Annotated in this window: 23 protein-coding genes and 3 pseudogenes; 20 read left to right on the top strand and 6 right to left on the bottom strand. The window is 62.2% G+C overall.

The annotated features are described in order from the left end of the window. Positions 1–106 precede the first annotated feature (106 nt). From fadD5 to BH683_RS19740, 10 genes and pseudogenes are all read left to right on the top strand, one after another. Positions 107–1,711 carry a fatty-acid--CoA ligase FadD5 gene (fadD5, locus tag BH683_RS19775; protein ID WP_084837997.1) on the top strand — a complete coding sequence of 535 codons (1,605 nt, stop codon included), beginning with the start codon at positions 107–109 and terminating at the stop codon, positions 1,709–1,711. A 280-nt stretch (positions 1,712–1,991) separates the two neighbouring features. Then, complete coding sequence (locus BH683_RS28745; protein WP_168187084.1) at positions 1,992–2,153, top strand: hypothetical protein; 162 nt, start codon at positions 1,992–1,994, stop codon at positions 2,151–2,153. Positions 2,154–2,224: 71 nt separating this feature from the next. Then, complete coding sequence (locus tag BH683_RS19770) at positions 2,225–3,124, top strand: DUF5996 family protein (RefSeq protein ID WP_084838186.1); 900 nt, start codon at positions 2,225–2,227, stop codon at positions 3,122–3,124. Between the two features lie 42 nt (positions 3,125–3,166). Then, positions 3,167–3,586 (top strand): hypothetical protein, encoded by a 420-nt coding sequence (locus BH683_RS29225; protein ID WP_308203578.1) that lies wholly within the window; start codon positions 3,167–3,169, stop codon positions 3,584–3,586. Positions 3,587–3,690: 104 nt separating this feature from the next. After that, positions 3,691–4,182 (top strand): hypothetical protein, encoded by a 492-nt coding sequence (locus BH683_RS29220; protein WP_308203577.1) that lies wholly within the window; start codon positions 3,691–3,693, stop codon positions 4,180–4,182. 507 nt (positions 4,183–4,689) lie between these two features. Beyond that, entirely contained in the window at positions 4,690–5,253 is a 564-nt protein-coding gene (locus BH683_RS19760; RefSeq protein ID WP_084837996.1) for a hypothetical protein, read from the top strand. A gap of 45 nt (positions 5,254–5,298) precedes the next feature. Continuing rightward, positions 5,299–5,673 (top strand): UBP-type zinc finger domain-containing protein, encoded by a 375-nt coding sequence (locus tag BH683_RS19755; protein WP_084837995.1) that lies wholly within the window; start codon positions 5,299–5,301, stop codon positions 5,671–5,673. 200 nt (positions 5,674–5,873) lie between these two features. Continuing rightward, a complete protein-coding gene (locus BH683_RS19750; RefSeq protein ID WP_084837994.1) occupies positions 5,874–6,317 on the top strand; it encodes a lipocalin-like domain-containing protein in 444 nt (147 codons plus the stop codon). A 41-nt stretch (positions 6,318–6,358) separates the two neighbouring features. Next, a pseudogene (locus BH683_RS19745) lies at positions 6,359–8,697 on the top strand (FdhF/YdeP family oxidoreductase). A gap of 31 nt (positions 8,698–8,728) precedes the next feature. Then, positions 8,729–9,325: an FUSC family protein gene (locus tag BH683_RS19740; RefSeq protein ID WP_084837993.1), complete on the top strand. Its 597-nt coding sequence runs from the start codon at positions 8,729–8,731 to the stop codon at positions 9,323–9,325. A gap of 2 nt (positions 9,326–9,327) precedes the next feature. Here BH683_RS19740 and BH683_RS19735 read toward each other — a convergent pair whose 3' ends face one another. Beyond that, positions 9,328–10,599: a nucleotide disphospho-sugar-binding domain-containing protein gene (locus BH683_RS19735; protein WP_084837992.1), complete on the bottom strand. Its 1,272-nt coding sequence runs from the start codon at positions 10,597–10,599 to the stop codon at positions 9,328–9,330. 138 nt (positions 10,600–10,737) lie between these two features. Here BH683_RS19735 and BH683_RS19730 point away from each other — a divergent pair, with 138 nt between their 5' ends. Beyond that, complete coding sequence (locus BH683_RS19730; protein WP_084837991.1) at positions 10,738–11,367, top strand: TetR/AcrR family transcriptional regulator; 630 nt, start codon at positions 10,738–10,740, stop codon at positions 11,365–11,367. Positions 11,368–11,436: 69 nt separating this feature from the next. Here BH683_RS19730 and BH683_RS19725 read toward each other — a convergent pair whose 3' ends face one another. After that, positions 11,437–11,847, bottom strand: coding sequence for an ester cyclase (locus BH683_RS19725; RefSeq protein ID WP_084837990.1), 411 nt, complete (start codon positions 11,845–11,847; stop codon positions 11,437–11,439). A 248-nt stretch (positions 11,848–12,095) separates the two neighbouring features. Here BH683_RS19725 and BH683_RS19720 point away from each other — a divergent pair, with 248 nt between their 5' ends. Next, a complete protein-coding gene (locus tag BH683_RS19720) occupies positions 12,096–12,488 on the top strand; it encodes a nitroreductase/quinone reductase family protein (RefSeq protein ID WP_084837989.1) in 393 nt (130 codons plus the stop codon). Positions 12,489–12,566: 78 nt separating this feature from the next. On the opposite strand, the gene BH683_RS19715 is transcribed toward BH683_RS19720, so the two are convergent. Both BH683_RS19715 and BH683_RS19710 read right to left on the bottom strand, forming a co-directional pair. Continuing rightward, complete coding sequence (locus BH683_RS19715; protein WP_084837988.1) at positions 12,567–13,262, bottom strand: DUF2071 domain-containing protein; 696 nt, start codon at positions 13,260–13,262, stop codon at positions 12,567–12,569. 199 nt (positions 13,263–13,461) lie between these two features. Beyond that, positions 13,462–14,289 (bottom strand): MerR family transcriptional regulator, encoded by an 828-nt coding sequence (locus tag BH683_RS19710; protein WP_084837987.1) that lies wholly within the window; start codon positions 14,287–14,289, stop codon positions 13,462–13,464. Between the two features lie 228 nt (positions 14,290–14,517). On the opposite strand from BH683_RS19710, the gene BH683_RS19705 reads away from it, so the two are divergent. The 5 genes and pseudogenes from BH683_RS19705 to BH683_RS19685 all read left to right on the top strand — a co-directional run bounded on the left by BH683_RS19705 (position 14,518) and on the right by BH683_RS19685 (position 17,737). Then, positions 14,518–14,862, top strand: a complete 345-nt coding sequence (locus tag BH683_RS19705; protein WP_084837986.1) for a nuclear transport factor 2 family protein — start codon at positions 14,518–14,520, stop codon at positions 14,860–14,862. Continuing rightward, a pseudogene (locus BH683_RS19700) lies at positions 14,859–15,699 on the top strand (SDR family NAD(P)-dependent oxidoreductase). The gene BH683_RS19705 and the pseudogene BH683_RS19700 overlap by 4 nt, the downstream one beginning before the upstream one ends. A gap of 277 nt (positions 15,700–15,976) precedes the next feature. Further along, on the top strand, positions 15,977–17,011 hold the full coding sequence (locus BH683_RS19695) for an alcohol dehydrogenase catalytic domain-containing protein (RefSeq protein WP_084837985.1): 1,035 nt from the start codon (positions 15,977–15,979) through the stop codon (positions 17,009–17,011). A 52-nt stretch (positions 17,012–17,063) separates the two neighbouring features. Further along, entirely contained in the window at positions 17,064–17,303 is a 240-nt protein-coding gene (locus BH683_RS19690) for a type II toxin-antitoxin system prevent-host-death family antitoxin (protein WP_084837984.1), read from the top strand. After that, positions 17,300–17,737: a type II toxin-antitoxin system VapC family toxin gene (locus tag BH683_RS19685; RefSeq protein WP_084837983.1), complete on the top strand. Its 438-nt coding sequence runs from the start codon at positions 17,300–17,302 to the stop codon at positions 17,735–17,737. The genes BH683_RS19690 and BH683_RS19685 overlap by 4 nt, the downstream gene beginning before the upstream one ends. Positions 17,738–17,867: 130 nt before the next feature. Here the strand turns inward: BH683_RS19685 and BH683_RS19680 are convergent, their stop codons facing one another. Then, positions 17,868–18,197: a hypothetical protein gene (locus tag BH683_RS19680; protein WP_084837982.1), complete on the bottom strand. Its 330-nt coding sequence runs from the start codon at positions 18,195–18,197 to the stop codon at positions 17,868–17,870. Positions 18,198–18,960: 763 nt separating this feature from the next. Between BH683_RS19680 and BH683_RS28480 the strand changes: the two genes are divergently transcribed. From BH683_RS28480 to BH683_RS19670, 3 genes are all read left to right on the top strand, one after another. Continuing rightward, complete coding sequence (locus BH683_RS28480) at positions 18,961–19,143, top strand: hypothetical protein (RefSeq protein ID WP_143696098.1); 183 nt, start codon at positions 18,961–18,963, stop codon at positions 19,141–19,143. Positions 19,144–19,288: 145 nt separating this feature from the next. Further along, positions 19,289–19,870 carry a tetratricopeptide repeat protein gene (locus tag BH683_RS19675; protein WP_084837981.1) on the top strand — a complete coding sequence of 194 codons (582 nt, stop codon included), beginning with the start codon at positions 19,289–19,291 and terminating at the stop codon, positions 19,868–19,870. A gap of 547 nt (positions 19,871–20,417) precedes the next feature. Further along, positions 20,418–21,341: a hypothetical protein gene (locus BH683_RS19670; RefSeq protein ID WP_143696097.1), complete on the top strand. Its 924-nt coding sequence runs from the start codon at positions 20,418–20,420 to the stop codon at positions 21,339–21,341. Positions 21,342–21,551: 210 nt separating this feature from the next. On the opposite strand, the pseudogene BH683_RS19665 reads toward BH683_RS19670, so the two are convergent. Next, a pseudogene (locus BH683_RS19665) lies at positions 21,552–22,761 on the bottom strand (IS256 family transposase). Between the last annotated feature and the right edge of the window lie 48 nt (positions 22,762–22,809).

Below are 22,809 nucleotides of genomic sequence, written 5' to 3'. Positions count from 1 at the left end.
GTGATCAGATTCCCGGGCGCACTTTGACCGCAGCCTCTACAGTGAGACTGAGGTCACAGCACAAGGCTGAGGGCCGCCATGTCCGACGACACCAGGGGATACGCCAATGACAGTCGCTGCAGACTCGACCAGCGAGCTCCTCCTCGAACCGATGCGCTCGAGTCGAAATACCTGGAACACACAGGTGCGACGACACGCTCTGATGACACCCGACGAAATCGCGGTGAAGTATCTCGGAACTGCAACGACCTGGCGTGACCTCGACGACCGATCGCACCGATTCGCCGCGGCTTTGCAACACCGCGGCGTCCGATTCGGCGACCGTATCTTGATCGCGCTACTCAATCGAACCGAATACGTCGAGGCGGTGCTCGGGGCGAATCTGATCGGCGCGATCCCCGTCCCTGTCAACATCCGCATGAGTCCGGCCGAGGTCGGCTACCTGGTTCAAGACAGTGGCGCCACCATCATTCTCACCGAACGACTTCTTGCGCCGCTGGCGGATGCGGTGCGGGCGTCCACCGGCGCCATCGACACCACCATCGTGGTCGACGCCGGAGACAGCGCCGATCACCTGGACTACGAGACGTTCCTGGCGCAGGATCCCGCGCATCTGACAGAGGTCGACATTCCTGAAGACACCGTGGCCCTCATCATGTACACCTCGGGAACCACCGGTAAACCCAAGGGCGCCATGCTGACCCACGCCAACCTGCAATCGCAGGCCATGACCACCATCAATGCATCTGATGGCCGGCCGGGTGACATCGCCTCGGTCGTGCCTCCGATCTTTCATATCGCGGGCATCGCCGCCTTTGCCCCGGTCTTCTATCGCGGTATCCGCGCTGTCATCCATCCGCTCGGCGCATTCGACCCGGAGGACATGCTCGACACCCTGGAGCGTGAAGGCACGACATCGGTATTCATGGTGCCCGCCCAGTGGCAAGCGGTTTGCGCTGCGCAAAGGGCCAAGCCCCGCCACCTGGCGCTGCGGACAATCAGTTGGGGGGCTGCTCCCGCTCCCGACACCGTGCTCAAAGAAATGAATGAACTGTTTCCCGAGGCACTCAACATGACGGCGTTCGGACAAACCGAGATGTCGCCGGTCACAACCCTTCTCGAGGGTGAGGACGCCATCCGGAAGATCGGGTCGATCGGCAAAGTGGTACCGGCGGTGACCGCCCGGATCGTGGATCCTCTGATGGAGGACGTCAAACCCGGCGAGGTCGGCGAAATCGTCTATCGTGGGCCCAACCTGATGAAAGGGTACTGGCGGAACCCGCAGGCCACAGCAGATGCGTTCCGCGGCGGTTGGTTCCATTCCGGCGATCTGGTTCGGCAGGACGACGAGGGATTTCTCTATGTGGTCGATCGCGCCAAAGACATGATCATCTCCGGTGGCGAGAACATCTACTGCGCTGAAGTAGAAAATGTTCTCTACAGCCATCCTGCAATCGCCGAAGCCGCCATCATCGGTCGGGCCCATCCGAAGTGGGGCGAAGTGCCCGTTGCAGTGGTCGTGCTGGCCGACGGCACCGACACGCTCACCCTCGTCGACCTCGGGCCTCACCTCGACCAGAATCTGGCGCGCTTCAAACATCCCAAGGACCTCGTCATCGTCGACGAATTGCCACGAAATCCCGGTGGCAAGGTGGTCAAACCCAAACTTCGTGATGCGTACGGCAGTAAGGATGCTGGTCTGACTCATTGATTCCGTGATTTCTCGGAATGTATTTTCAGCCAGAGTCGTCCGGCGGTGCTCGGAGCACGATCTCTCGGCAGGGGGGCAGATGGATTCAGCGGCACTGGTCGCCCGTTTCGGTCGCGATCACAGGTACCACTGCGCTCCGATGTCGACTCCGGCAGACAGGTGCTCACCGCGGTACTGACACCAGGGAGCGACCGAGCACGGTAGACAGCGATTCGCGTCGTTGGTACGGCTGATCCCAGCGGTGGGGTTGACGACGACAGTGTTCGGGTATGGACCTCCTATGACAAAGAAGAAGCCAGATCCGCAGACCGAAGACGCCGGCACCGGACCAGAGGGCGTGAACCCCGACGTACAGTCCGATCCTGCCGAGGGCGAGACGTCCGGCGACTGGTCCGGCGAAGGTGGGGCCACTCAGGAAGGACCCGCCACCGACAACGACTGACAAAGCCCGCAGTTGCACGCGCACAGCTGATGTAGGTGCGGGTCGAGCAGACGTCGGGGATCATGGGATCCATGAGTACCGAACACGACGCTTGGCCTGCACTGCCGCTGGATTCATGGGTCGACACCAGAGACACGCTGCAGCTGTGGACCCAGATTGTCGGAAAGACGCGCATGGCTCTAGGGCCCCAGATCAATCATTGGTGGGGCGTTCCGCTCTATGTGGACGCACGAGGACTCACCACGTCCCTGATGCTGGCGGGCAGTCGCGGCCTGGAGATCCGCTTCGACTTCCTGGAGCACGAGTTACTGATCCTCGTCACCGACGGCAGCGTTCGCCGGATCAAGCTCGAACCGCGATCCGTCGCCGACTTCTATGACGAGTACATCCGTCACCTGGCTGAGCTCGGGTTCGACATCGAAATCGTCGGGACTCCGGTTGAACTTCCCGATGCAACCCCGTTCGCACAGGACACGACACACGCGTCGTACGACGCGGCCGCTGTATCTCGCTTCTGGCGGTCGCTCGTCTCCGCGCATGGTGTCTTCACGAAGTTCCGCGGTGAGTTTCGCGGAAAGTCCTCACCCGTCCATTTCTTTTCGGGCGCATTCGATCTGGCGGTCACCCGGTTCTCCGGACGGCCTGCGCCGCAACATCCCGGCGGAGTCCCGAACTGCCCCGACTGGGTCATGCACGAGGCCTACAGCGATGAGGTCTCCAGCGCAGGTTATTGGCCAGGGGGCGCCGAAGAAGGTGTCTTCTATGCATATGCGTACCCCCATCCCGACGGATACGACACACATCCCGCCGTCGAGGCTCCTGCGCATTGGGACAGCACGCTAGGGGAATACGTTCTGCCGTACCACCTGGTGAGACAAGCGACGGATCCGGATGCCATGGTGCTCAAGTTCCTCGAGCAGACCCATCTCGCGGCGGTGGAGACGGCAGGCTGGGGCCAGTCGCCGGTTTGACCATCGGAGCTGAAGGGTAACCCCGCTACGGAAGGGGGAGTAATGCCATCAATTTTATTGATCGCCGACCCGGGTGCCCCGTCAACGATCGCGGAACACCTGAGCGACTCGCTGTCCCACCCGCTCGGGGACGACACCAAGCACGATAGTTGGCAAATATCTACTCGAGAGCACGCATACGCGATCGATGAACAAACTGAGTTTGCCGAGGTCATAGGCACCATCGATCCCGATGCCGAAGCCGAGGACGTCGTCATCTATCTCACCGACATGCCTCGCAGGCAGGGAACAACCCCAGTGATCGCTGACCTCAGCGTGGCGGATCGCTTCGGGATCATCTCGATTCCCGGGCTGGGCGGGGCGTTCACCGAGCGTCGGGTGAGGAACCTGACGCAGACTGTTGTGGCCGAGGTGATGCACCAACCGAAGTCATCTCAACCGCCACGCCGAATCGGAGGGTAGAGGACGGCGGCAACGTCCACTACGTCGCACCGTCGGCCCTCTCGCGACTTCGACTGCTCGCGGGGATGGTCTACGCCAATCGGCCATGGCGATTGGTGACCGGGATGTCGAAGGTGATGATGGCGGCGTTCGCCACCGGGGCGGTGAGTCTCGCTTACCCGACGATGTGGCAACTTTCTGCCACCATGGGCCCTTGGCGGCTGAGCGCCGTCACGGTACTGGCGAGCCTCGCGATGATCGCGTGGCTCGTCGTCGAACACGATTTGTGGGAAAGGCCGCCGACGGCCGGCGACCGTGAGCGCGCGACTCTGTACAACGCGTCGACCCTCGTCACCCTGACAATCGGAGTAGTTGTCTTCCATGCCGGGGTGTTCGTTTTGCTGCTGCTCACAGCGTGGTGGACCATACCGCCGCAGATGGTCACCGAAAACATCGGTCATCCGATGGACTTCTCGTCACTGTTACTCATGGCCTGGCTGGTAGCTGGGATCGCCACGCTCGGCGGCGCATTGGGGTCGGGCATGGAAGACGACGAAGCCGTGAGGGCCGCGGCGTACGGAGTTCGGCAGCGCCGGCGATTCGACCAAGAGAACTGACTCTCGCCCGACCGCTACCCCCCTTGTTGAACAGGGGCGGGGACGGATGATCCACGCAGGCGGGGGGAGTTGGGTAGCGGGTCGTCGCCGTGGAGATGCCGTCGAGTCCGACCGGGGCACACAGGTCCGGGCGAGCACGCCGCACACAGCGTATCCGCCGACCTGCCGGTTCGATCATGGGCTGACCGAGAGTGGTTGCGGCACAAAGGTTCCGCTTGGCGCCACTTGAGAATCACGACTGTACGGCCGAGGTTGACGCAGCTTTGGCCATACCCAAAAGTGAAACACGCCCAGCGCCGGCGGGCGATGTGTACGAGGAGGCCTGCGGCCACGATCTTGTATGAAACAGCGTGCGACCTTCTCAGCCCAGAGATCGGTACCTGCTAGCCGGTAGGTAGCAAGTACGGGAACCGTCAATGACAGTCAGTCACCGATTGAGCGAAACTTTCTCTTGTCGAACAGATTCCGCTCCGACAGTCGGGGCGCCCAGAGCAAAGGACCGTCCCAATGACTGCAACGCCCCGCCCCGATCTGCAACTCTCACACGCAGTGGTCACCTCCGATGTGACCGCACCATTGGAGTACGTCGATATCGAGCAGTGGCTCAAAACCCTGCCCACGCACGAGTACCAGCGCTGCGCGCCCGGCGACCACAAGGCCGCCGGTTACACCGTTGACGATGACGGAACCCCGATGTCGATCAATGTCGAGATGATCGGCACCGGCCTGGTCATCCAGCAGTACCGTTTCGAGGTCGCGAGCAAGCACTACTGCAAGATGGTTTCGATCTCCGATGTGTTCAGCGCCGCGGGGTGGACCACGACGCAGGTCATCTGGGAGCTCGGCATCGAACAGCTCGAGGGCGATCAGCTCCGCTACATCAACACGGTGACCTCGCACCCGACCGAAGAGTTCTTGGAGTTCATCACCGCCAGCGGTCAGACGTTCGAAGAAGCAGCCGCTGCTCGCCAGGAGGCCTCCGGTAAGCACTGCGAACTCGAGACCCCTCACTACGCGCTGAGCATCGCCAATTTCGCGAAGGCCCGTGCCTCCGAAGCCGCAGCTGCCTGACGCGGCGCTGACCCGATCTACAGTTGCGAGAGAGCAGGTTTGCACATGAACGATCATCGAATTGATACAACGATCGCGCCGAGCGGGTCCGGCTGCGTCGACTGCGAGGCCACCGGTTCGTGGTGGCTTCATCTGAGGCGCTGTGTCGAATGCGGCCACGTCGGATGTTGTGACGACTCATTGAACCGGCACGCCAGCAGCCACGCCACCGAGACCGGCCACACCATCATTCAAAGCTATGAGCCCGGTGAGGACTGGTTCTACGATTTCGCCAACGGTGAGATGTTTGCCGGCCCGACTCTCGCCGCGCCCACAGCCCACCCAACCGATCAGGGAGTTCCCGGGCCTCGGGCACGAGTGCCGGGGGACTGGAGCAACCAGCTTCAGACTTTGCAACTGCGTCGGCGTTCAAACCCATAGCTCACTCACCTCAAAGGATGCGCTCGGCTCGGAGATGCCACCCATCTAGGGTGCGACGTCCGATAAGCGGGCCGGAGGAGACAGTGCCGGCGCGGTCATCCTCGAAACCGGCTACAGCACAACGCGATAGGCCAAAACCGCGACCAGGTGCGTGGTGAGCTGTTGTCGCCCCCTGCCCTCACATGTAAGAGAGACCCTTCATGACCCTCACCACCGACGACCTCATCGGAGCATGGAAACTGTTGACCGCCACCGCGGTGTTTGCTGACGGTGAGCGGCGACCAGAGTTCGGGCCCGATACGGCCGGCTACCTCTCGTACAGCGCCAACGGGATTGTGTCGGCGATCCTCGGCGACATGACCCGCCCGGTCAGCGGTAGCTCTGACCCACAAAGGATCTCCCGCGAAGAACAGGCCGCGATGGCGCACGGGCTCATCGCCTACGCCGGCCCTTACACGGTCACCGCCGACGGCACCGTCATCCACCACGTAGATATCGCTCTGTTCACCGATTGGCAAGGCAAACCCCAACGGCGACACGCCCAGATCGCAGGCAACGAGCTGCGTATCACTGGGTCGCCCCGCACTTCGTCGGACGGACGCACGTTCCACAGCGAACTCATCTGGGAACGGCTCACGCCGTGACAATGCAACACCCTCATCAGCATGACGACCTAGGAGACGGTATGGCCGGCAACGATTTCGACGAGATCCGCGGGCGCGGTGCTCCTGGGGCCACTCCACCGGGGTGCGGGCCAGGTAGTGGGCGGCGGCCACAGCAGAAAGACGATCGCCACCCTTCCGCCGGCTGGGGTGCGGCGATGAGTGTCGGCAAGGTGCTCCTGCATAGCGGACAGGTGATGTCGGGCAGCAAGTCGATGCTGACGATGAATCATGAGAACGGCGGGTTCGATTGCCCGGGGTGTGCGTGGCCAGACGACCGCAGCGGCCTTCACCTCGATCTGTGCGAGAACGGCATCAAACACGTCACGTGGGAGATGACCAAGGACCGCGTCGACCGCGCGTTTTTCGAGCAGCACACCGTGACAGAGCTGTCTGGGTGGAGTGACTACGCGTTGGAGAAACAGGGCCGCCTGACCGAACCCATGGTGTACGACGCCGAGACCGACAAGTACGTACCCATCTCGTGGAGCGACGCATTCGTACTGGTCGGAGATACCCTGCGCGCATTGCCCGATCCGAACATGGCGTCGTTCTACACCTCAGGACGGTTGAGCAACGAAGCGACATTCCTCTACCAGCTGTGGGCACGTGAGTACGGCACCAACAACCTCCCGGACTGCTCAAACATGTGCCATGAAGCCAGCGGCCGCGCGCTCCAAGCAGCGCTGGGCACCGGCAAAGGCACCGCCGACATCGATGACTGGGACGCCGCTGAGCTGATCATCGTGATGGGCGTCAACGCCGCGTCGAACGCACCGCGCATGCTCACCGCACTCGCCGAAGCACACCGGAGCGGCGCACAGATCGTCCATGTCAATCCACTCAAAGAGGCCGCGTCACGCCGCACCATCGTTCCTCACGAGTTCGGGTCGATGGCCGCCTTTCATCCCACCCCGACAGGAACTCTCGACATCCAGCCCCGGATCGGAGGAGACTGGCACTCTTACGCGGCGTAGCCAAAGCACTGTTCGAGTGGCATGCCGAGGACCCCACCGTGATCGACACCTCGTTCATCGCCGACAACACCCACGGCTTCGACGACTACCGATCCTGCTGCGAAGCGGAGGCCTGGACCGAGATCGTTCACCAATCCGGCGTCACCGAGGTTGAGATTCGAAACCTGGACGACCTCTACCGGAAATCCTCGCGCACGATCATCAGCTGGTGCCTGGGGCTGACACAGCAAGAACATGGAGTCGACACGGTCCGGGAGATCGTCAACCTCCTGATGATGAAAGGAAACATCGGTCGACCAGGAACCGGGCCCTCGCCCGTTCGCGGCCACAGCAATGTTCAGGGCAACCGCACCTGCGGAATCGACCACCGACCGACCACCGAGTTCCTCGACGCCCTCGCCTCGGAGTGCAACTTCGACCCGCCGCGCGCCCATGGTCTCGACACCGTCGCAACCATCAAGAAGATGTACGACCACAAGGTGTCGGTGTTCGTCGGGATGGGGGGCAATTTCGCGATGGCCACACCGGACCCGACATACACCTTCGAAGCCCTACGCCGGTGCAGCCTGACCGTTCACGTCAGTACAAAACTCAACCGCAGCCACCTCGTTCATGGAACGAATGCCCTCATCCTGCCGTGTATCGGACGCACTGAACGCGACGAACAACGCAGCGGGCCGCAGAGCATCAGTGTTGAGGACGCGATGAGCCGAGTCCACCTGTCCCGAGGATCGAAAAAGCCGCCGTCCGCACACGTGTTGTCCGAACCGGCAATCATCGCCGGGCTGGCCTCAGCGACCTTGCCCCACAGCAGCACCGATTGGCAGGCCTATATCGACGACTACGACCGGATCAGGGACACCATGTCCCGTGTCATCCCAGGATTCGAGAACTTCAACAGCCGAGTGCGCGAGCGCAATGGATTCAGGATCAGCCAACCTGCGCGCGAGCTCGACTTTCACACCCCCTCAGGCCTGGCTGAGTTCTCCTGCGCCTCAATGAAAGACGTATTGCCCCCGATCGGTTATCTGATGCTGGGAACCATGCGGTCCCACGATCAATGGAACACCACCATCTACTCCGACAACGATCGATACCGCGGAGTCAAGAACCTGCGAACCCTGGTGTTCATGAACCAGGCCGACATGACACGACTAGGGGTACCAGAACTGGGCGCCGTGGACATCACCAGCTATGCCAAGGACGGAAGCACCCGACAGGTATTCAGCTACACCGCAGTGGCGTACGACATCCCTGCCGGCAACGCGGCCGGGTACATGCCGGAGCTGAACGTCCTGTGCCCGATCGGCGATTACAGCAACCAGAGTGGTCAGCCGCTGATGAAGCACCTCACCGTAAAAATCACCCCTGCCGGCCTCGGATAGGAACCCGCGCGGCACATCGTATGGAGCATTGATGAACCCACCGACCAACGACGCGCGCAGACCACGCCGACTCGACATCGAGGTCATTGCATCGTCGATCATTCTCGCCGTCGCCTGCGGCGCGGTGTACGTGCTGATGACCAGCTGGCTGGGCCCCGCACTCACCGAGTCGGCAGACACCCACGCCATAGGAGCGATGTGGGCAGTGATCTCCACGATCTTCGTGTTCCGGTGCAGCCTCGAAGACCGGTTGGACGACGCCACAATCCGACTGTCCTCCACAGCACTGAGCCTGGTGATCTGTCTGATCTACCTGTCGATCTTCCCCGTTACGGCAGTCGGGATCGGTGCAGTGGTCGGGCTGAGTAGTCTGCTGGCCATCGGACTCGGCAGACCTCAAGACGCCGCGCTCACCGCGATCACCTCGACGGTGGTATTAGTCGTGGCACACCTCGGTGAACCCACACCCGAATGGATACAACCGGTGCTGCGGCTGTTGGACACCGCAATCGGCATAGCTGTGGGCCTCGCCGCAGGGGCCCTGTTCACAGCAGTGTTTCGTCGCCACCGAGACAGAGTCGGGCACGGCGCAGCCACATCAGAACAGAAACGCAAAGGTCACGGCTGAACTCAGTGCGTCAGCACTTCCGCGATGGTGTCGAGTGGCCGATACGCCGATATGGCCGTGGCCATCGCGCGCGTAGCCCGCCCGATGGCGGGGTCAGAGGAAGCGACGCGGACTGCATCGGCCAGCAGTTCAACACTCGGGCGGCGGGTCTTCAGATTGACCCCTACTCCGAAATGCGCCACGCGAGCCGCGACTTCGGGCTTGTCCTCCCCACCGGGTGCCACGACGACCGGAACCCCGTGACGAAGCGCGGTCATCACGCCCCCGAACCCACCGTTGGTGACCATCACTGCGGTACGCGGCATGAGCAGGTCATGGTCGATGAACTCAACCGCGAGCGCATTGTCCGGCAAGGCCCCCAACCGGGAGACCGGCGCGCCGCCGGTGCTGACGATCACCCGTACGGCAGCCGTGGCCAGCGCTTCGAGTGCCGGTGTCACCATTTGCGAGAAGTCATGGTTGTCCAGCGTTCCCTGGGTCAGATGGATGACCGGTCTACCGTCGGTCTCGACGTCACGCCACCACGCCGGGGGGACTTGCGATTGCCCGTCATGCGCGACGACCGGCCCAGCGAAGGTGGTATTCGGGTTGAGATCGCTTCGCGGATACTCGAACTCCGCCGGCCCGAGTTGCAGAAAATGATCGAACGCCGCTGACAGATCAAGGATGAAACCGTCCAATTCACCACCCTCCGCGACAACCAGGTCACGTGCCAGCCTCTGGGTAGATCGGAAGATGACGTGGCGAGCAGCGAGGTTCGCGACCCGGTTCCGGACTCGCATGACGGGTCCACGTCCGGGAGGCAGGCCACTGTTGAACGGTGGGACGTCCACACTCGTCTGAGCCAAAGGCATCGTCCCGAGTCCGATCACTGCGGGCCGCCGCGATCGCGGCCGCGCCAGCAGCGGCAGCACGCCGGCGAACGTGCCATCGGCCAGGACCGCCGCGAACTCGCGCTTACCCAGCAACGACTCCACCGAACGTGCCTGTCCGGTGATGGGACGGACAAATGTCTGCCTTACCTGATATCGCGACAACGCAAGTCCCCGATAGCGGTCCAGGTCGGGGGTGAAGGTCTCCGGGTCGCGCTCGTCGAAATCTGCTTCGGCACAAAGTGGCTCGAATTGCAGACCGGCCTTCACCACCGAGTCGGCGAAGCCCACGCCGGTCAGCATGACCACCTGATGCCCCCGCTCGACCATGTCGCGACCGACTGCCATGATCGGCCCCACATGCCCCCGCAGCGGCGGGCTGCACAACAGATACCGAGCCATACGAGTTCGCGCCTTTCACTGTCTAAAGTTTTAATAGTGTCACACTCTAGTCGAATTTTGGTTACGAGGCGCTATCATGGCCTGCGCAAGGACACAGGTGCGCCGACCCGGCCGAAATATCAGAGGTGGTGATCGACGGTGGCAACTCGTCGTTACGTATCACGCAAGCGTGCCATCACTGCCGCTCAGACAAGAGCGAACATACTCGACGCAGCGCAGAAGCTGTTCGTCGAGAACGGCTACTCGCGCACCACCTTGCAAGAAGTGGCCACCGCAGCAGGGGTCTCGGTTCAGTCGGTGTACTTGGCGGGCAGCAAGGCGTCGTTGATGATGGCGGTGCTCGAGCGGGGATTCACCGGCGACGAACAATTCACCTCGCTGCTCGAGCGTCCAGAGTTCTTGGCGATCATGTCCGACACCGACACTGAACGCGCCCTCGATCGCTACGTCGACTTCGTCGTGACCGCCAACAGCCGAATCGCCGATCTCTGGCACGCCGCCACCCTCGCCGCCGACTCCGAGCCCGCGATCGGCGAGCAACTCGAACGCAGCGAACTGCGCCGACTCGACGACGTCCACACCGGTAGTTACTGGTTCGTCCAGCGGGGGCTGCTCGACGACAGTCGCGTCGACGAGTTCGCCGACATCCTGAGCTACCTCACAGCTTCGGACACCTACCGATACTTCACCGTCGAACGAGGATGGACCCAGCCTCGATTCACGGCGTGGTTACGACGTTCCATCGCCCAACACCTCGGCAGTGAGTGACGCGCGAGGCATAGCAAAGACGTTGCCACACAATTGGTGCGAGCAAAGACGGATATGCCACGCAGCGATTCACGCAGGTAACAACCCCAGCTGACCTAGAAAATCCAGCTGATCGAAGTAGAGGTGCTCGTATAGGAGGGCGTCTCCGCGCACCTGATACGACGCGCTCCACCGGAACGAGATCGACTTGCCCGTGGGCGGCACTTCTCCGTTCGGACTCTGGAGCACGCCATCGTGCGTTCCTGCGAACACGCCTTCGACCGCGGCCCGATCACCGTCCACCACCCAATCGCTCACGGTCAGCGCACCGTCTGAGAACGCTGCTTGGAACACCCCGAGGAATCCCAAGACGCCCTCGCGTCCGCTGAATGTTCCGGCCGGGGCGATCATCTCGGCGTCCACCGACCAAGGGTCGGACTCGGTGTCGCGGCTGTTGAACGCGCTGATGTGTTGTTCGATGACGCTACGTGTGTTGCTCATGAAGTGGGTACCCAATCGAATGTCGAGGAGAGCGTTGTCCAATTTCTACAACCGTAAACCACGACAGGCCGTCGCGGAAGCTTTCAGTTTAGTTCGACTAAATCAAATATGCGTCCAGCGGGTCTGCGTGGTCGAGAGAGAGTGCTCGAGGCGGACGGGCCGGGACGTCGTTACCACTGTGAAATAGACTGCATCCCAATAGAAAACGTATCTTGTGGCATATCCATTTCAACATGAAGAGGGCAGCGATGGCCACCACTGACGTACGTGACCGCGTCACCAAGTTCGTTCAAAGACGCCTGGTGAACCCACTGGCTACTCGGCTGCCCAGCCACACACTTCTGGAGACGATCGGGCGGACGTCTGGTGAACCCCGCCGGACACCCTTGGACGGCAGCCGCGTCGGCGACCAGTTCTGGTTCGTATCTGAATTCGGCGAAAAATCGCAGTACGTCAAGAACATCAAAACGAACCCCACTGTCAGGGTGCGACTCCGAGGGCGATGGCACAACGGTACGGCCCACCTCGTGCCCGACGATGACCCTCGCATCCGGTTGCGCCAATTGCCGCGAGCCAACAGCTTCGCGGTTCGCACGTTCGGGACCAGCCTGCTCACGATTTGCGTTGACCTGATCGATTGACGCAACGCATCCAGTTCCAACGCCTGAAGTCATTGGCCTTGGCAGTGCTTGCACTGGTGAACTGAGGCTTTGCTCCAATCAGACCAGGCCGTTGGTGCGTACGGTGTACGGCCGGCCGAATTGTGTGGAGACGCCGGGTGCATACAGCACCGAGTCAGGCGGCTGGCTGGAGATATTCGGAAGTCCAGCTGCGCCAACGAGTTGGTCGTCGCAGTGGGTGACCGTGCCGTCCAACAGTTGCCAGCGCCGATGTACATTCGGCACGTAGAGAAGTCGTCCTGCCAGTGTCGTGTGTAGACCCCAACGCGCCGTCAGGAATTGAGCGAGTGAGTCGTCGGACATGTCACGCGATCCGCGTACCACACCGAAATCTGTTGTGCTGCCGCGTTGCGGCGGAGCCAAGCGCCTACTTCGGTACGCGATCGTCGATCGGTCATCGACGATTGCCATCGATGCCCAGCGGTATGGAACGCCAACAAGATTGGTGCCCGCAACCACCGCGAGACGGTTCGCTTCGAGGGATCGAAAAACGACCCCGCGCCGGCCATCTGCGTCCACTGAATACAGCCGAACGTTGATCTCGGGAAAGGTGCCCAGGTAGGGGACAGGGCGTTGATACCCGAAGCCCGCACCCCTCATGTGAAACCCGATCAGCCCTACCCACGACGAGCCGTCGAACTCGTTGGGAACACAACCACTCGGTAGAAGCGGTGCGACAAGGTCACTTGGGACGCGCCAATGTAAGAACACAAGCCGTTCCCAGCGTTGGTCCATCAGAATCGGCCGCGGTAGAAGTGGAGGCCTCGGCCAGAGTCGTCGTCCACCATCGCGGTCCATACCATGCACAGTAGGCGTGCTTCACAGGTCGATGGCTACGATGACTTTTTCCGGTCCCGCAGGGGTCTACCCTTCCGCATCGATGAGCAGAAATCACTGAACGGGAAGCAGGAAGCAGTGACGCGCTGAGGACTGTCTAGGCGGGCGGTGGGGTGGTGCTGAAGATCGGCCAGCAGATTTCTGTGGCGGTAAACGTCGTCGGAGCTGAGGGCGTGCCGCCGATGTAGTGTTCGCGGATCGGCCCCTGGTGGCTGATCAGGTGCTCGTTGGCGTAGGTGCCCAGAGCCGCGTAGCTACGGTCTATGCCGTCGTGTCCGCCGGAGTGGGTGAGCACTGCGAACTCGGCCTGAGGTAAGACCTCGGCGCGAATGCCCTGCGGGGGTTCGGTGGAGTGGGCCGCGGGAACGAACAGGGTTGCCTCCCCCCGTGATTCGAGGAAAAGTTCTCGGTCGTAGAGGCCACCGGGCACTAGTGCGGACGGTGCGCCTGTTGCCGTGGCAACTGCGTCCCGCAGCGTGTTCAGCGTCGCCGCGAACCAGGTGTCGATGCCGGAATCCTCGACGATGGCGCTGATCGACCACACCGCGAGGGCAGGTTCTCGGCGCACCGCCACGAAGGCGGGGGGGTGGACTGGGGACAGCAACTCGCGCAGCGCGCCAACCGTGTCGCGAGTCTGTTGCAGCTGCAGTTCCATCTGCTCGAGATGAGTCGTGATGATCTCTGTGCGAGTTGCGGCGTCGTCGGTACTCAGTAGCGCTTTGATGTCGGGAATGGACATTCCGAGTGATCGGAACCGGCGGATGATGTGTGCATGATCGACCTGGCTGGTGTCGTAGTACCGGTAGCCCGTGTGGGAATCGATATGGGCCGGTTCGAGAATGCCTATGTCGTGGTAATGCCGCAGCGCTTTCCTACTCAGGCTGGTCATCACTGCGAAGTCACCGATCGAGACCTGTGCGCTCATGGTGTCCTCCTCTGCGCGCTGTCGGGTTGTAAGGGCATTCTGCAGTCTTCCCCTAGGGCAAGGTCAACATGTGGTGCGAGTCCGACAGCTCGTGTTCGGGACCGTTCTCTACCGAACAATGGCGAAGTGGTGGCATCGCTGGGGAAGCGGACCCGGCTGCAGCCAGACGGAATCGAGATCGCCACCCCGGGTTGACTTTCCCCTTAGGGGAGGTTCCACCGTGGGGTCATGACAACAGCATGGGATGAACTCCCGAACACAGTAAAGACGTTTATGACCGCCCTCGACGACCGAGAGGACGACCGAGCGCTGGCCACTTTCACCGCCGATGCCGTCGTGACCGACGACGGCCGCGACTACACGGGCCGCGACGAGATCAGAGCCTGGCTGGCCGCCTCCGTCAGCGGCAGTGAATACACCTACACATCCGCATTCACCGGCGCCACCACGACCGTTACCACCGTCGACGTCGGGCAGCACCTGGAGGGCAACTTCCCGGGCGGCGTCGCCGACCTGCACTACCGCTTCACTCTGGACGGTGCGCTGATCAGCCGGTTGGTGATCGAGCCATGACGCGGCGGTGGTTCATCACAGGAGGTACGCCCGGTGGATTCGGTGTCGCGTTCGCCGAGGCCGGCGCTGGAGACGGGGGACCGCGTGGTGCTCACGTCCCGGCGTCCCCACGAATTGGCGACCTGGGCCGAGCAGTACGGTGACCGCGTTCTGGTCGTCCGGCTCGATGTCACCGACACCGAGCAGGTACAGCGCGCGGTGGGTGCGGCCGAGGAGCACTTCGGAGGTATCGACGTGCTGGTCAACAGCGCAGGCCGCGGCTGGTTCGGATCGATCGAGGGCATGAATGAGACCCCGATGCGGGCAATGTTCGAGCTGAACTTCTTCGCAGTCCTGTCGGTGACCCGTGCGGTACTACCTGGGATGCGTGTTCGCGGCGACGGATGGATCGTCAATGTGTCCTCGGTCGCGGGGCTGGTGGCTGCACCCGGCTTCGGCTTCTACAGCGCGACGAAGTTCGCCGTCGAAGCTGTCACCGAGACGCTGCGCGACGAGGTCGCCGCACAGGGCATCTCCGTACTGGCAGTCGAACCGGGAGCGACCCGAACCAACGCCTACGCCGGGTTCGCGCATGAACCGGTGTCAGAGCCGATTCCCGAGTACCACGAGATGCTCAAGCAGGTCCGCGCAGCGTTCGTGGACATGGACGGTGTGCAACCCGGCGATCCGCGCCGCGGTGCCCGTGCAGTGATCGCGGCAATGGCCCAGAACCCGCCACCCCGACGACTGGTCTTGGGCAACGGCGGTTTTGACGCCGTGACCGACACACTCGAGGCGGTGTTGGCGGATATCCGAGCAAACGAAACCCTCTCACGCACAACTGATTTCCCCTCCTAGTAGCGGCCAGCCCCAACGTTCCCGAATCCTGGAACGTTGGGGTGTGTTGTCTGCCGGACGCGCCTGCGCCAACTCGAAGCGGCCGGCGTCTGACCAGTCGACCCGGCACAACACCCGCGCCTACGCGCTGACCGATCGAAGACTTGCGTTGCGTGAAGCGCTTGCGCACTGGGGCAAGAACACTTGAGTGAGTCCGCAACCGTGATCCACTCCGACGTCACCCGGGGGCCCCTTGGCGAGGTCTTCGTATCCCGAGTCCTCCACCTATTGTGGGTGGATGCGCGCGATGATCATGCACCAGCTGGGGGAGCCGCTCGAGGTAGACGAGGTGCCTGATCTGTCGCCGCCCGAGAACGGTGTGGTGGTCGAGGTGCACGCCACGGGGTTGTGCCGCAGTGATTGGCACGCTTGGGCGGGTCATGAGCAGATCACGCTGCCGCACGTCCCGGGACATGAGCTGGCCGGAGTTGTTGTCGCGGTCGGCGCGGGGGTGCGACGGTTCTCCATCGGTCAACGCGTGACGGTGCCGTTCGTCTGCGGGTGCGGTGCGTGCGACTGGTGCAGGTCGGGCAACGCGCAGGTCTGTCCCAACCAGCAGCAGCCGGGTTTTACCCATTGGGGGTCTTTCGCTGAGCAAGTCGCACTGCACGCCGCGGACACCAACCTGGTGGCCATCGCCCCGTCGGTGTCGTTCGAAGCCGCTGCCGCACTTGGGTGCCGATTCGCAACGGCGTACCGGGCCTTGACGGTGCGGGCAAGGGTGATGGCGGAAGAGTGGGTCACTGTGGTGGGCGCGGGCGGGGTAGGGCTGAGCGTTGTCATGGTTGCGAAAGCTCTCGGTGCGCGCGTCGTCGCTGTCGACCGCAACCCCGCCGCTCTCGACGCGGCACGTGCCCTGGGGGCCGATCACGCGATCATCGCCGACGACGTCGTCCCGGCACGGGTGCATTCGCTGACGGCCGGTGGAAGCCACGTCGCGGTTGATGCTGTGGGCAGCGAGCAGACCTGCACGGATGCGGTGCTGAGCCTGCGACGCCGCGGCCGGCACGTCCAGATCGGTCTGCTTCCCACGACCAGCGGGCTGTCCGGTATCCCTATGGCTCGGGCGATCGCGTGGGAGCTTGACCTGCTCGGCAGCCATGGCATGGCTGCCGTTGATTATCCCGGGATGCTCGCCCTGATCGAGTCCGGCAGTCTGCGCCCCCAAGATCTCATCGGACGTCTGGTCGGGTTGGAAGAGGCAGCATTGCTGCTCCCTCGAATGGACACCGCCTCACCCGTGGGAATGACGATGATCGATCCCCGCCTTTGACCTGGATGGCGGCCATCACACCCGGGTGTCTCACCGGTGATACACTGCTGGAATGACTGAGGTGGTGAGCGTTCGCGATCTGCGCAACAACGGTGGGGAAGTGCTGCGCCGTGTCGATCGAGGCGAGCGCATAGTGGTCACCCGCGACGGCGAACCAGTGGCCGAGCTCAGTCCACTGCCACGTCGCAGCGTCACTCCCAGTGAACTCATCCGACGCCGGCGCCATATCCCGCCGGTGGATGTCGACGCCTTGCGTGCAGATATCGACACCGTGCTCGATTCCGCAGTGTGAGCGAGGCTGTCGCCCGGCACCGGGGCCTGCTGGACACGTCCACGGTAATCCTGCTCGGCAGACTCTCCGATCCGGCCGAGCTACCCGAGGAGTCGGTCATCAGCGCTGTCACCCTCGCTGAACTCTCCGTGGGGCCCCACGTCGCCCGCAGCGACGCCGAACGCAGCGCGCGCCAGCAACATCTACAACAAGCAGAAGCAGATTTCGAGATATTGCCGTTCGACGCCGAAAGTGCGCGAGCGTTCGGCGCTGTAGCGGCCGCTCTGCGCGCCTCGGGCCGCAAACCCGCCGCCCGCGCCTACGACGCGCTCATTGCCGCCACAGCAGTGGCGCACGGCCTACCGCTCCACACCTGCAACCCGGACAACTTCACCGGCATACCCCAACTTGACCTTCACGCCGTCACCCACCCCGACACAAAACCGCCGACCTAATTAAGCGCAAATAGTTTCCGCCGCCCACACGACTCTGGAATTGGGAACATTCGCCGCACCCGCGGATCGTTGCCGACTCCCTGCATCTGCTGCAATATTTACGCGTCACTGGACAATTCACGGGGCTCGCTCAGAAACAGAATTCGCCGGGGTTGGCGAGAGTAGTAGCAACAACTCCCGCCGCCACGATCGCCGCGACCACGACGAGCACAACCGCCGCAACTGACCGGGTTCGGATGACCAGCGCCATGAACGGAACCATCCACATCGAAGCCACGACAATGAGATACACAACACCGAACGTGGACGGCCGCAACTTGCCTCCGTCGCAGCTGGTGTCGGACACCGCGAACCTGCTAAAGGTCGCATAAATGCCGGCGAAGGCGGTCCACCCGGCGAGTGCGAGTCCGATGGCCAGGGTCGTCACTACCTGCCGCCTGCCCATCTGCCGCCTGCCCATATCCGCGCAGTCTAGCGTCCGGGCGCACCGCCACGATGGAGTCGGGTCATCGGTGCCAGATCCGTAGTAGCAGGCGAGCCCGCGGGTTGAAGTTTCGCCTGATCATCGACAATGACTCTCTGCCCGTAGTGCCGTGCGGTCGTCTGTCCTGCCATGGCCGAAGTTGTCGGGTGACATTTGAGTTGAGAGATCCGGGTAGTGCGGGGTGTTACAAGACACCGAGATATTCGCGCGCAGTGCGAATAACCAACCTACTACCGGCAACCGGCAATATTCGGATGTGAACTATTCCGGTGACCCTGCTGCGGTTGCGCACCTACGAGCTGAGGAAAGCGCAGTGACGCTCTCAGTGGCACTAGACAGTCGAGCACGCGACGGCCTAGTCAGGTCACGACACCACACGAACCACCTGCCACTGCACAACACCATCAACATTCCAAAGGATCCCGAATTCGTCTGAGAAGCAACAAAAAGTTCGCCGGCCGCGGGCCGCGCGGCCTGTCCAGAACTGTGAGTCAACCTCGCCGTAGGACTTCGTCCAACCTTGCATCAACACTGCTATCTTCGGTCGGTGCGCAATACAAGCTGGGCCGCGGCCATTTTCGCAGTGGCAGCGATAACTGTTACGGGCTGCTCGTCAGAGACTGCCCCCTCAAGCGACCCCGCTGCGGCGGAAAACCGGCCGTCATCGCGTGAGAGCAGCCTAGGTAACCTGTGTTTCGCATATCAGAACGCAACCAGAGAATTCGAGAGCCACACCATCGTGTACACCCCACAAGGGGTGCGGGTGCTCGAGAAGTTCGTCGAGTTTGCCAAGAACTACCCGAGTGAGGTCGTTCAGTACGAGGCCGGTCAGATGGCCGAGATCCTGTCGCGAGGTTCACTGGACGTCTCCGATTTCACCTCACAGACTCAGAACATCAAAGCCGAGTGCCAAGGTTTCTGAGCGTACTGCGAGCACCGCGTGTGTTTACCGGACCGCCCCAGGCATGGACAACACCGATTGCCTCTCATCGCCGACGGATACGCCCGATGCAGAGCATGGGTTGGTTCGGCAGCGCCTTCATCCGTCGCGACCTTATGATTCTTTGGTGACCGCCGACCTCGCAGCCCAGCAGACCGCTGCCCAGCAACTGTTCCAGAGCCAGAGGTACGACGAAGCTCTTGGGGTTTTCACTGTTCTTCGGAAGCTCCGCCGGCGCCAGGAAGGCCTCGCGTCGGCGATGTATCTGTCGAATCTTCACTCGTCGGTGTACTGCCTTCATCAACTCGGACGGGCCGCCGAAGCGCTCCCCTTAGTAGAAGAGTTGTCAACGACGCGTGAGCGCGCCCTGGGCCCCGGCGACCCGTCATCGATCGACGCCAAACGCTGGTGGGTGTGGACCTGCCGACAGGTCGGCGACTTCTCGAAGGCGTCCGATCTCGAGGTCGAGATCGCCGACGCGCTGTACAGCGCAGGCGATACCGCGGGCGCAGAACGAGCGGTGGCAACCGCGGTCTACTACGAGAACCAAACGTCGACGAGCCGACCCGAAGAGGTTGTCGCCGCCAGAGCAGCGACAACCAGCAATGGCGACAAGCTCAAGGGGATGGTTAAAAAGGTCGGCGGCGGGGCGCTGGCTGCCGGGGTGACCGCAGCCTTCGAGGGCGTGGTCGGTGGACTCTTCAACTAACCCGTTCCGTCCTGGTGACAACGCGATCCGGCAGTATCGCGCCCACTGCTCAGCTGAAGGTTCATACGATCATGCGATGCCGTCATGCTGTATTTTGATCGTCACCGCTGGCAGACTTTGCTTGCTGAACTAACCACGGTCGCAGAGCCCGTTTGCACCTTCGGGTCACTGGAGGCATAACTCTGCTACCCGCTTCCTGATGGGAATTTTTGTGACTTTGGTACTGGCACGACGCAGGGGTCCGCTAGCTAAGGCGGGAGCTACGTTCGCTCTCTGCACAATGTTGGTAGTGGCGGCCGGTTGTTCCTCCGAGCCAGCCCCGTCCGCTGTTTCCTCTGAGACGTCGGCCACGGCAACCGGGGGTGTCGCCTCGGCGACACGGACATCAACCAGTTCAGATCTGACGCTGGGCCCGCAAACGGTCGCCGTCCCAGGCTCTCTCGAGGACGGCGATATCGTCGCCGGGACGCTGGTCACCAAAGACGCGTGCACCGGCGGTCAAGACCAAGTTCAGGTATTCGACCCCACCGCCGGGAAACTGGTAACCGTGTCAGCGCCCCCCGAGCCCGCAGACGAAACCCGAACGTCCCTGATGTGCACCGTCTTCACGCGCAATGGCGACTACTACGTGTCGTTCGCCGTCTCGTCCCAGACCAAGGCCTCCGGCCTCAACGGGTCGCAGTCTCGCCACCGGCTTTACACTTACCCACTCGGCTCGACCACCCCGACCGTGATCGACCTCAAAGGCGAACTCCGCAGCCTGGTCAGCACCGACGCCGGACCGGCCGTCGTGCTCTCGAACGGCCCGGAGTTCACCCTCGCCGTCTACAGCGGCGAGGGACCCACCCCAACCTGGACAGCACCAACATCCGCAGACGGGATCACCGGCGTCGGATCTGCGATCATGACCGAACTGGCCCCCCAGCTCACACTTCTCGATGCTGCCACCGGAAAGCCGTTGTACTCACGGTGCGCCTCAGATCAGGCAGGCTTCCTTGCTGAGGTCTCCGACGGCTTCGTGACTGTACGCGACGACTGCGGCCCGGATCGCCAAGGCACGTTGGTCGGCTATGACACCGCCACAAAGAAAGAAGTCTTCGCTATCGCACCGGCTTCAGGCCTATACGTCCCCGACGACCTGAGCGCGTCTGCTGACTACCTTCTCATCCTCGGGAACAAGCGTCTGGTGGTGATCGACAGGGAGTCAGGCGAGACCGTCGTGACCAAGTCAGGCGACGATTTCGAGAAACTCAACATCCAGAACGCCTTCGTATTCGCTGACCGCCTCTACCTCTCCACCAAGACCGGCGGCAAATCGGTGGTCAGTTTACCGAGCGGCACAACGGAATCCGAGTCTTGGACGGTACGTCCGACAGCGATGCTCGACGGCTGGACGTTGGTCATACGCGACAACGGTGACCGCGAATTGATCCGCGATCAGAACGGGGCCTACCCGGGGCCATGGAGTTGATGCACGGAATTCCCGTCGACTCGACGCAAACGATGACGAACACCTCTGTCAATAGTGATGAGCTTGCCGCTATCGACAGGTGCGCGGAGAGACACCGTAAGGCCGTTACGAAACTGTCAACTATCACACTGAAGGCGTTGAAATAACCAGCGACTAAGAACCAGCAGGACCACCGGGACTATCTCGTTAACGGTGTTTCGGCCGTTTTCATCAGTAGGTTTCTGATCCGGGCCAACGATCCGCGAACGTGATCGCGAAGGCATTGAGAGCGGGTTTCCACCGTGTGATCCATCGTGCCTGACCTTTGCCGGTCGGGTCCAGCGAACGGGTCACCAGGTACAAACATTTGAGCGCGGCCTGCTCGCTGGGGAAATGGCCGCGGGCTTTCACGGCCCGCCGGTAGCGCGCGTTGAGCGACTCAATTGCATTGGTAGAGCATATGACTCGACGTATCTCCGTGTCGTAGTCAAGGAAGGGGATGAACTCCTCCCAAGCGTTGTCCCACAGCCGGATGATCGCCGGGTACCGTTTGCCCCAGTGTTCGGCCAGTTCGTCGAAAGCAGCTCTGGCCGCAGGCTCGCTCGGCGCGGTGTAGATCGGTTTGACATCGCGCTTGAGTGCGTCCCAGTGCTGTCGAGCCGAGAGCCGAAAAGTGTTGCGGATCAGATGCACGACACAGGTTTGGACGGTGGTGGCCGGCCACACATGCTCGACAACCTCCGGCAGGCCCTTGAGACCGTCGCAGACGAGGAAGAACACGTCTCTGGTGCCACGATTGCGGATGTCAGTGAGCACGCTCATCCAGAACTTGGCACCCTCACCGCCCGTGCCGGCCCACAAACCAAGCACGTCGCGGCGCCCGTCCAGGCTCACCCCGATGGCCGCGTAGATCGGCCTGTTCGCGACCTGCCCGTCGCGGATCTTGACCACGATGGCATCGATGAAGATCGCCGCGTAACACCTCATCGAGCGGACGTGCAGACCAATCCTGCATCTCCTCGATCACCTTGTCGGTGATCCGAGAAATCGTCTCCTTCGAGACCGATGCACCGTAGATTTCAGCGAAGTGCGCGCTGATCTCCCCAGTCGTTAACCCTCTGGCGTACAACGATAAAACGATCTCATCAACGCCGTTGAGCCGACGCTGCCGCTTCTTGACGATCTGCGGTTCGAACGTACCTTCGCGGTCTCGGGGGACTTCGATCGGGACCTGCCCGGTCGACTCGGTCAGCACCGTCTTCGACCGAGTGCCGTTGCGGATATTTGTTGATGCCCGATCCGGGTTGGCCTGGTTCTTGTCGTGCCCGAGATGCTCGGTCATCTCCTCGTTCAATGCCGTTTCCAGGACCGTCTTGGTGAACTGCTTGAGCAGCCCATCCGGGCCCGTCAGCGACAGGCCCTGCTCTTTCGCCAAGCGCACGAGCTCCGCTGCCGCCGCCTCCTCGGCCGACGGTGGTGTCGATTTCTT

It is taken from the genome of Williamsia sp. 1138, assembly GCF_002095435.2.
GTDB lineage: Bacteria > Actinomycetota > Actinomycetes > Mycobacteriales > Mycobacteriaceae > Williamsia.
The sequence above is the reverse complement of the archived record's forward strand: the minus strand, read 5'-3'. Positions and strand labels throughout refer to the sequence as shown.

Excerpts from the sequence above, each read along its gene's own strand:
- BH683_RS19735 (WP_084837992.1), bottom strand. The coding sequence starts at position 10,599 with ATGGCTCGGTATCTGTTGTGCAGCCCGCCGCTGCGGGGGCATGTGGGG.
- BH683_RS19720 (WP_084837989.1), top strand. The coding sequence starts at position 12,096 with ATGGCCACCACTGACGTACGTGACCGCGTCACCAAGTTCGTTCAAAGA.
- fadD5 (WP_084837997.1), top strand. The coding sequence starts at position 107 with ATGACAGTCGCTGCAGACTCGACCAGCGAGCTCCTCCTCGAACCGATG.
- BH683_RS19755 (WP_084837995.1), top strand. The coding sequence starts at position 5,299 with ATGAACGATCATCGAATTGATACAACGATCGCGCCGAGCGGGTCCGGC.
- BH683_RS19725 (WP_084837990.1), bottom strand. The coding sequence starts at position 11,847 with ATGAGCAACACACGTAGCGTCATCGAACAACACATCAGCGCGTTCAAC.
- BH683_RS29220 (WP_308203577.1), top strand. The coding sequence starts at position 3,691 with ATGTCGAAGGTGATGATGGCGGCGTTCGCCACCGGGGCGGTGAGTCTC.
- BH683_RS19695 (WP_084837985.1), top strand. The coding sequence starts at position 15,977 with ATGCGCGCGATGATCATGCACCAGCTGGGGGAGCCGCTCGAGGTAGAC.
- BH683_RS19705 (WP_084837986.1), top strand. The coding sequence starts at position 14,518 with ATGACAACAGCATGGGATGAACTCCCGAACACAGTAAAGACGTTTATG.
- BH683_RS19680 (WP_084837982.1), bottom strand. The coding sequence starts at position 18,197 with ATGGGCAGGCGGCAGATGGGCAGGCGGCAGGTAGTGACGACCCTGGCC.
- BH683_RS19710 (WP_084837987.1), bottom strand. The coding sequence starts at position 14,289 with ATGAGCGCACAGGTCTCGATCGGTGACTTCGCAGTGATGACCAGCCTG.
- BH683_RS28745 (WP_168187084.1), top strand. The coding sequence starts at position 1,992 with ATGACAAAGAAGAAGCCAGATCCGCAGACCGAAGACGCCGGCACCGGA.
- BH683_RS19770 (WP_084838186.1), top strand. The coding sequence starts at position 2,225 with ATGAGTACCGAACACGACGCTTGGCCTGCACTGCCGCTGGATTCATGG.
- BH683_RS19760 (WP_084837996.1), top strand. The coding sequence starts at position 4,690 with ATGACTGCAACGCCCCGCCCCGATCTGCAACTCTCACACGCAGTGGTC.
- BH683_RS19690 (WP_084837984.1), top strand. The coding sequence starts at position 17,064 with ATGACTGAGGTGGTGAGCGTTCGCGATCTGCGCAACAACGGTGGGGAA.
- BH683_RS19740 (WP_084837993.1), top strand. The coding sequence starts at position 8,729 with ATGAACCCACCGACCAACGACGCGCGCAGACCACGCCGACTCGACATC.
- BH683_RS29225 (WP_308203578.1), top strand. The coding sequence starts at position 3,167 with ATGCCATCAATTTTATTGATCGCCGACCCGGGTGCCCCGTCAACGATC.
- BH683_RS19715 (WP_084837988.1), bottom strand. The coding sequence starts at position 13,262 with ATGGACCAACGCTGGGAACGGCTTGTGTTCTTACATTGGCGCGTCCCA.
- BH683_RS19750 (WP_084837994.1), top strand. The coding sequence starts at position 5,874 with ATGACCCTCACCACCGACGACCTCATCGGAGCATGGAAACTGTTGACC.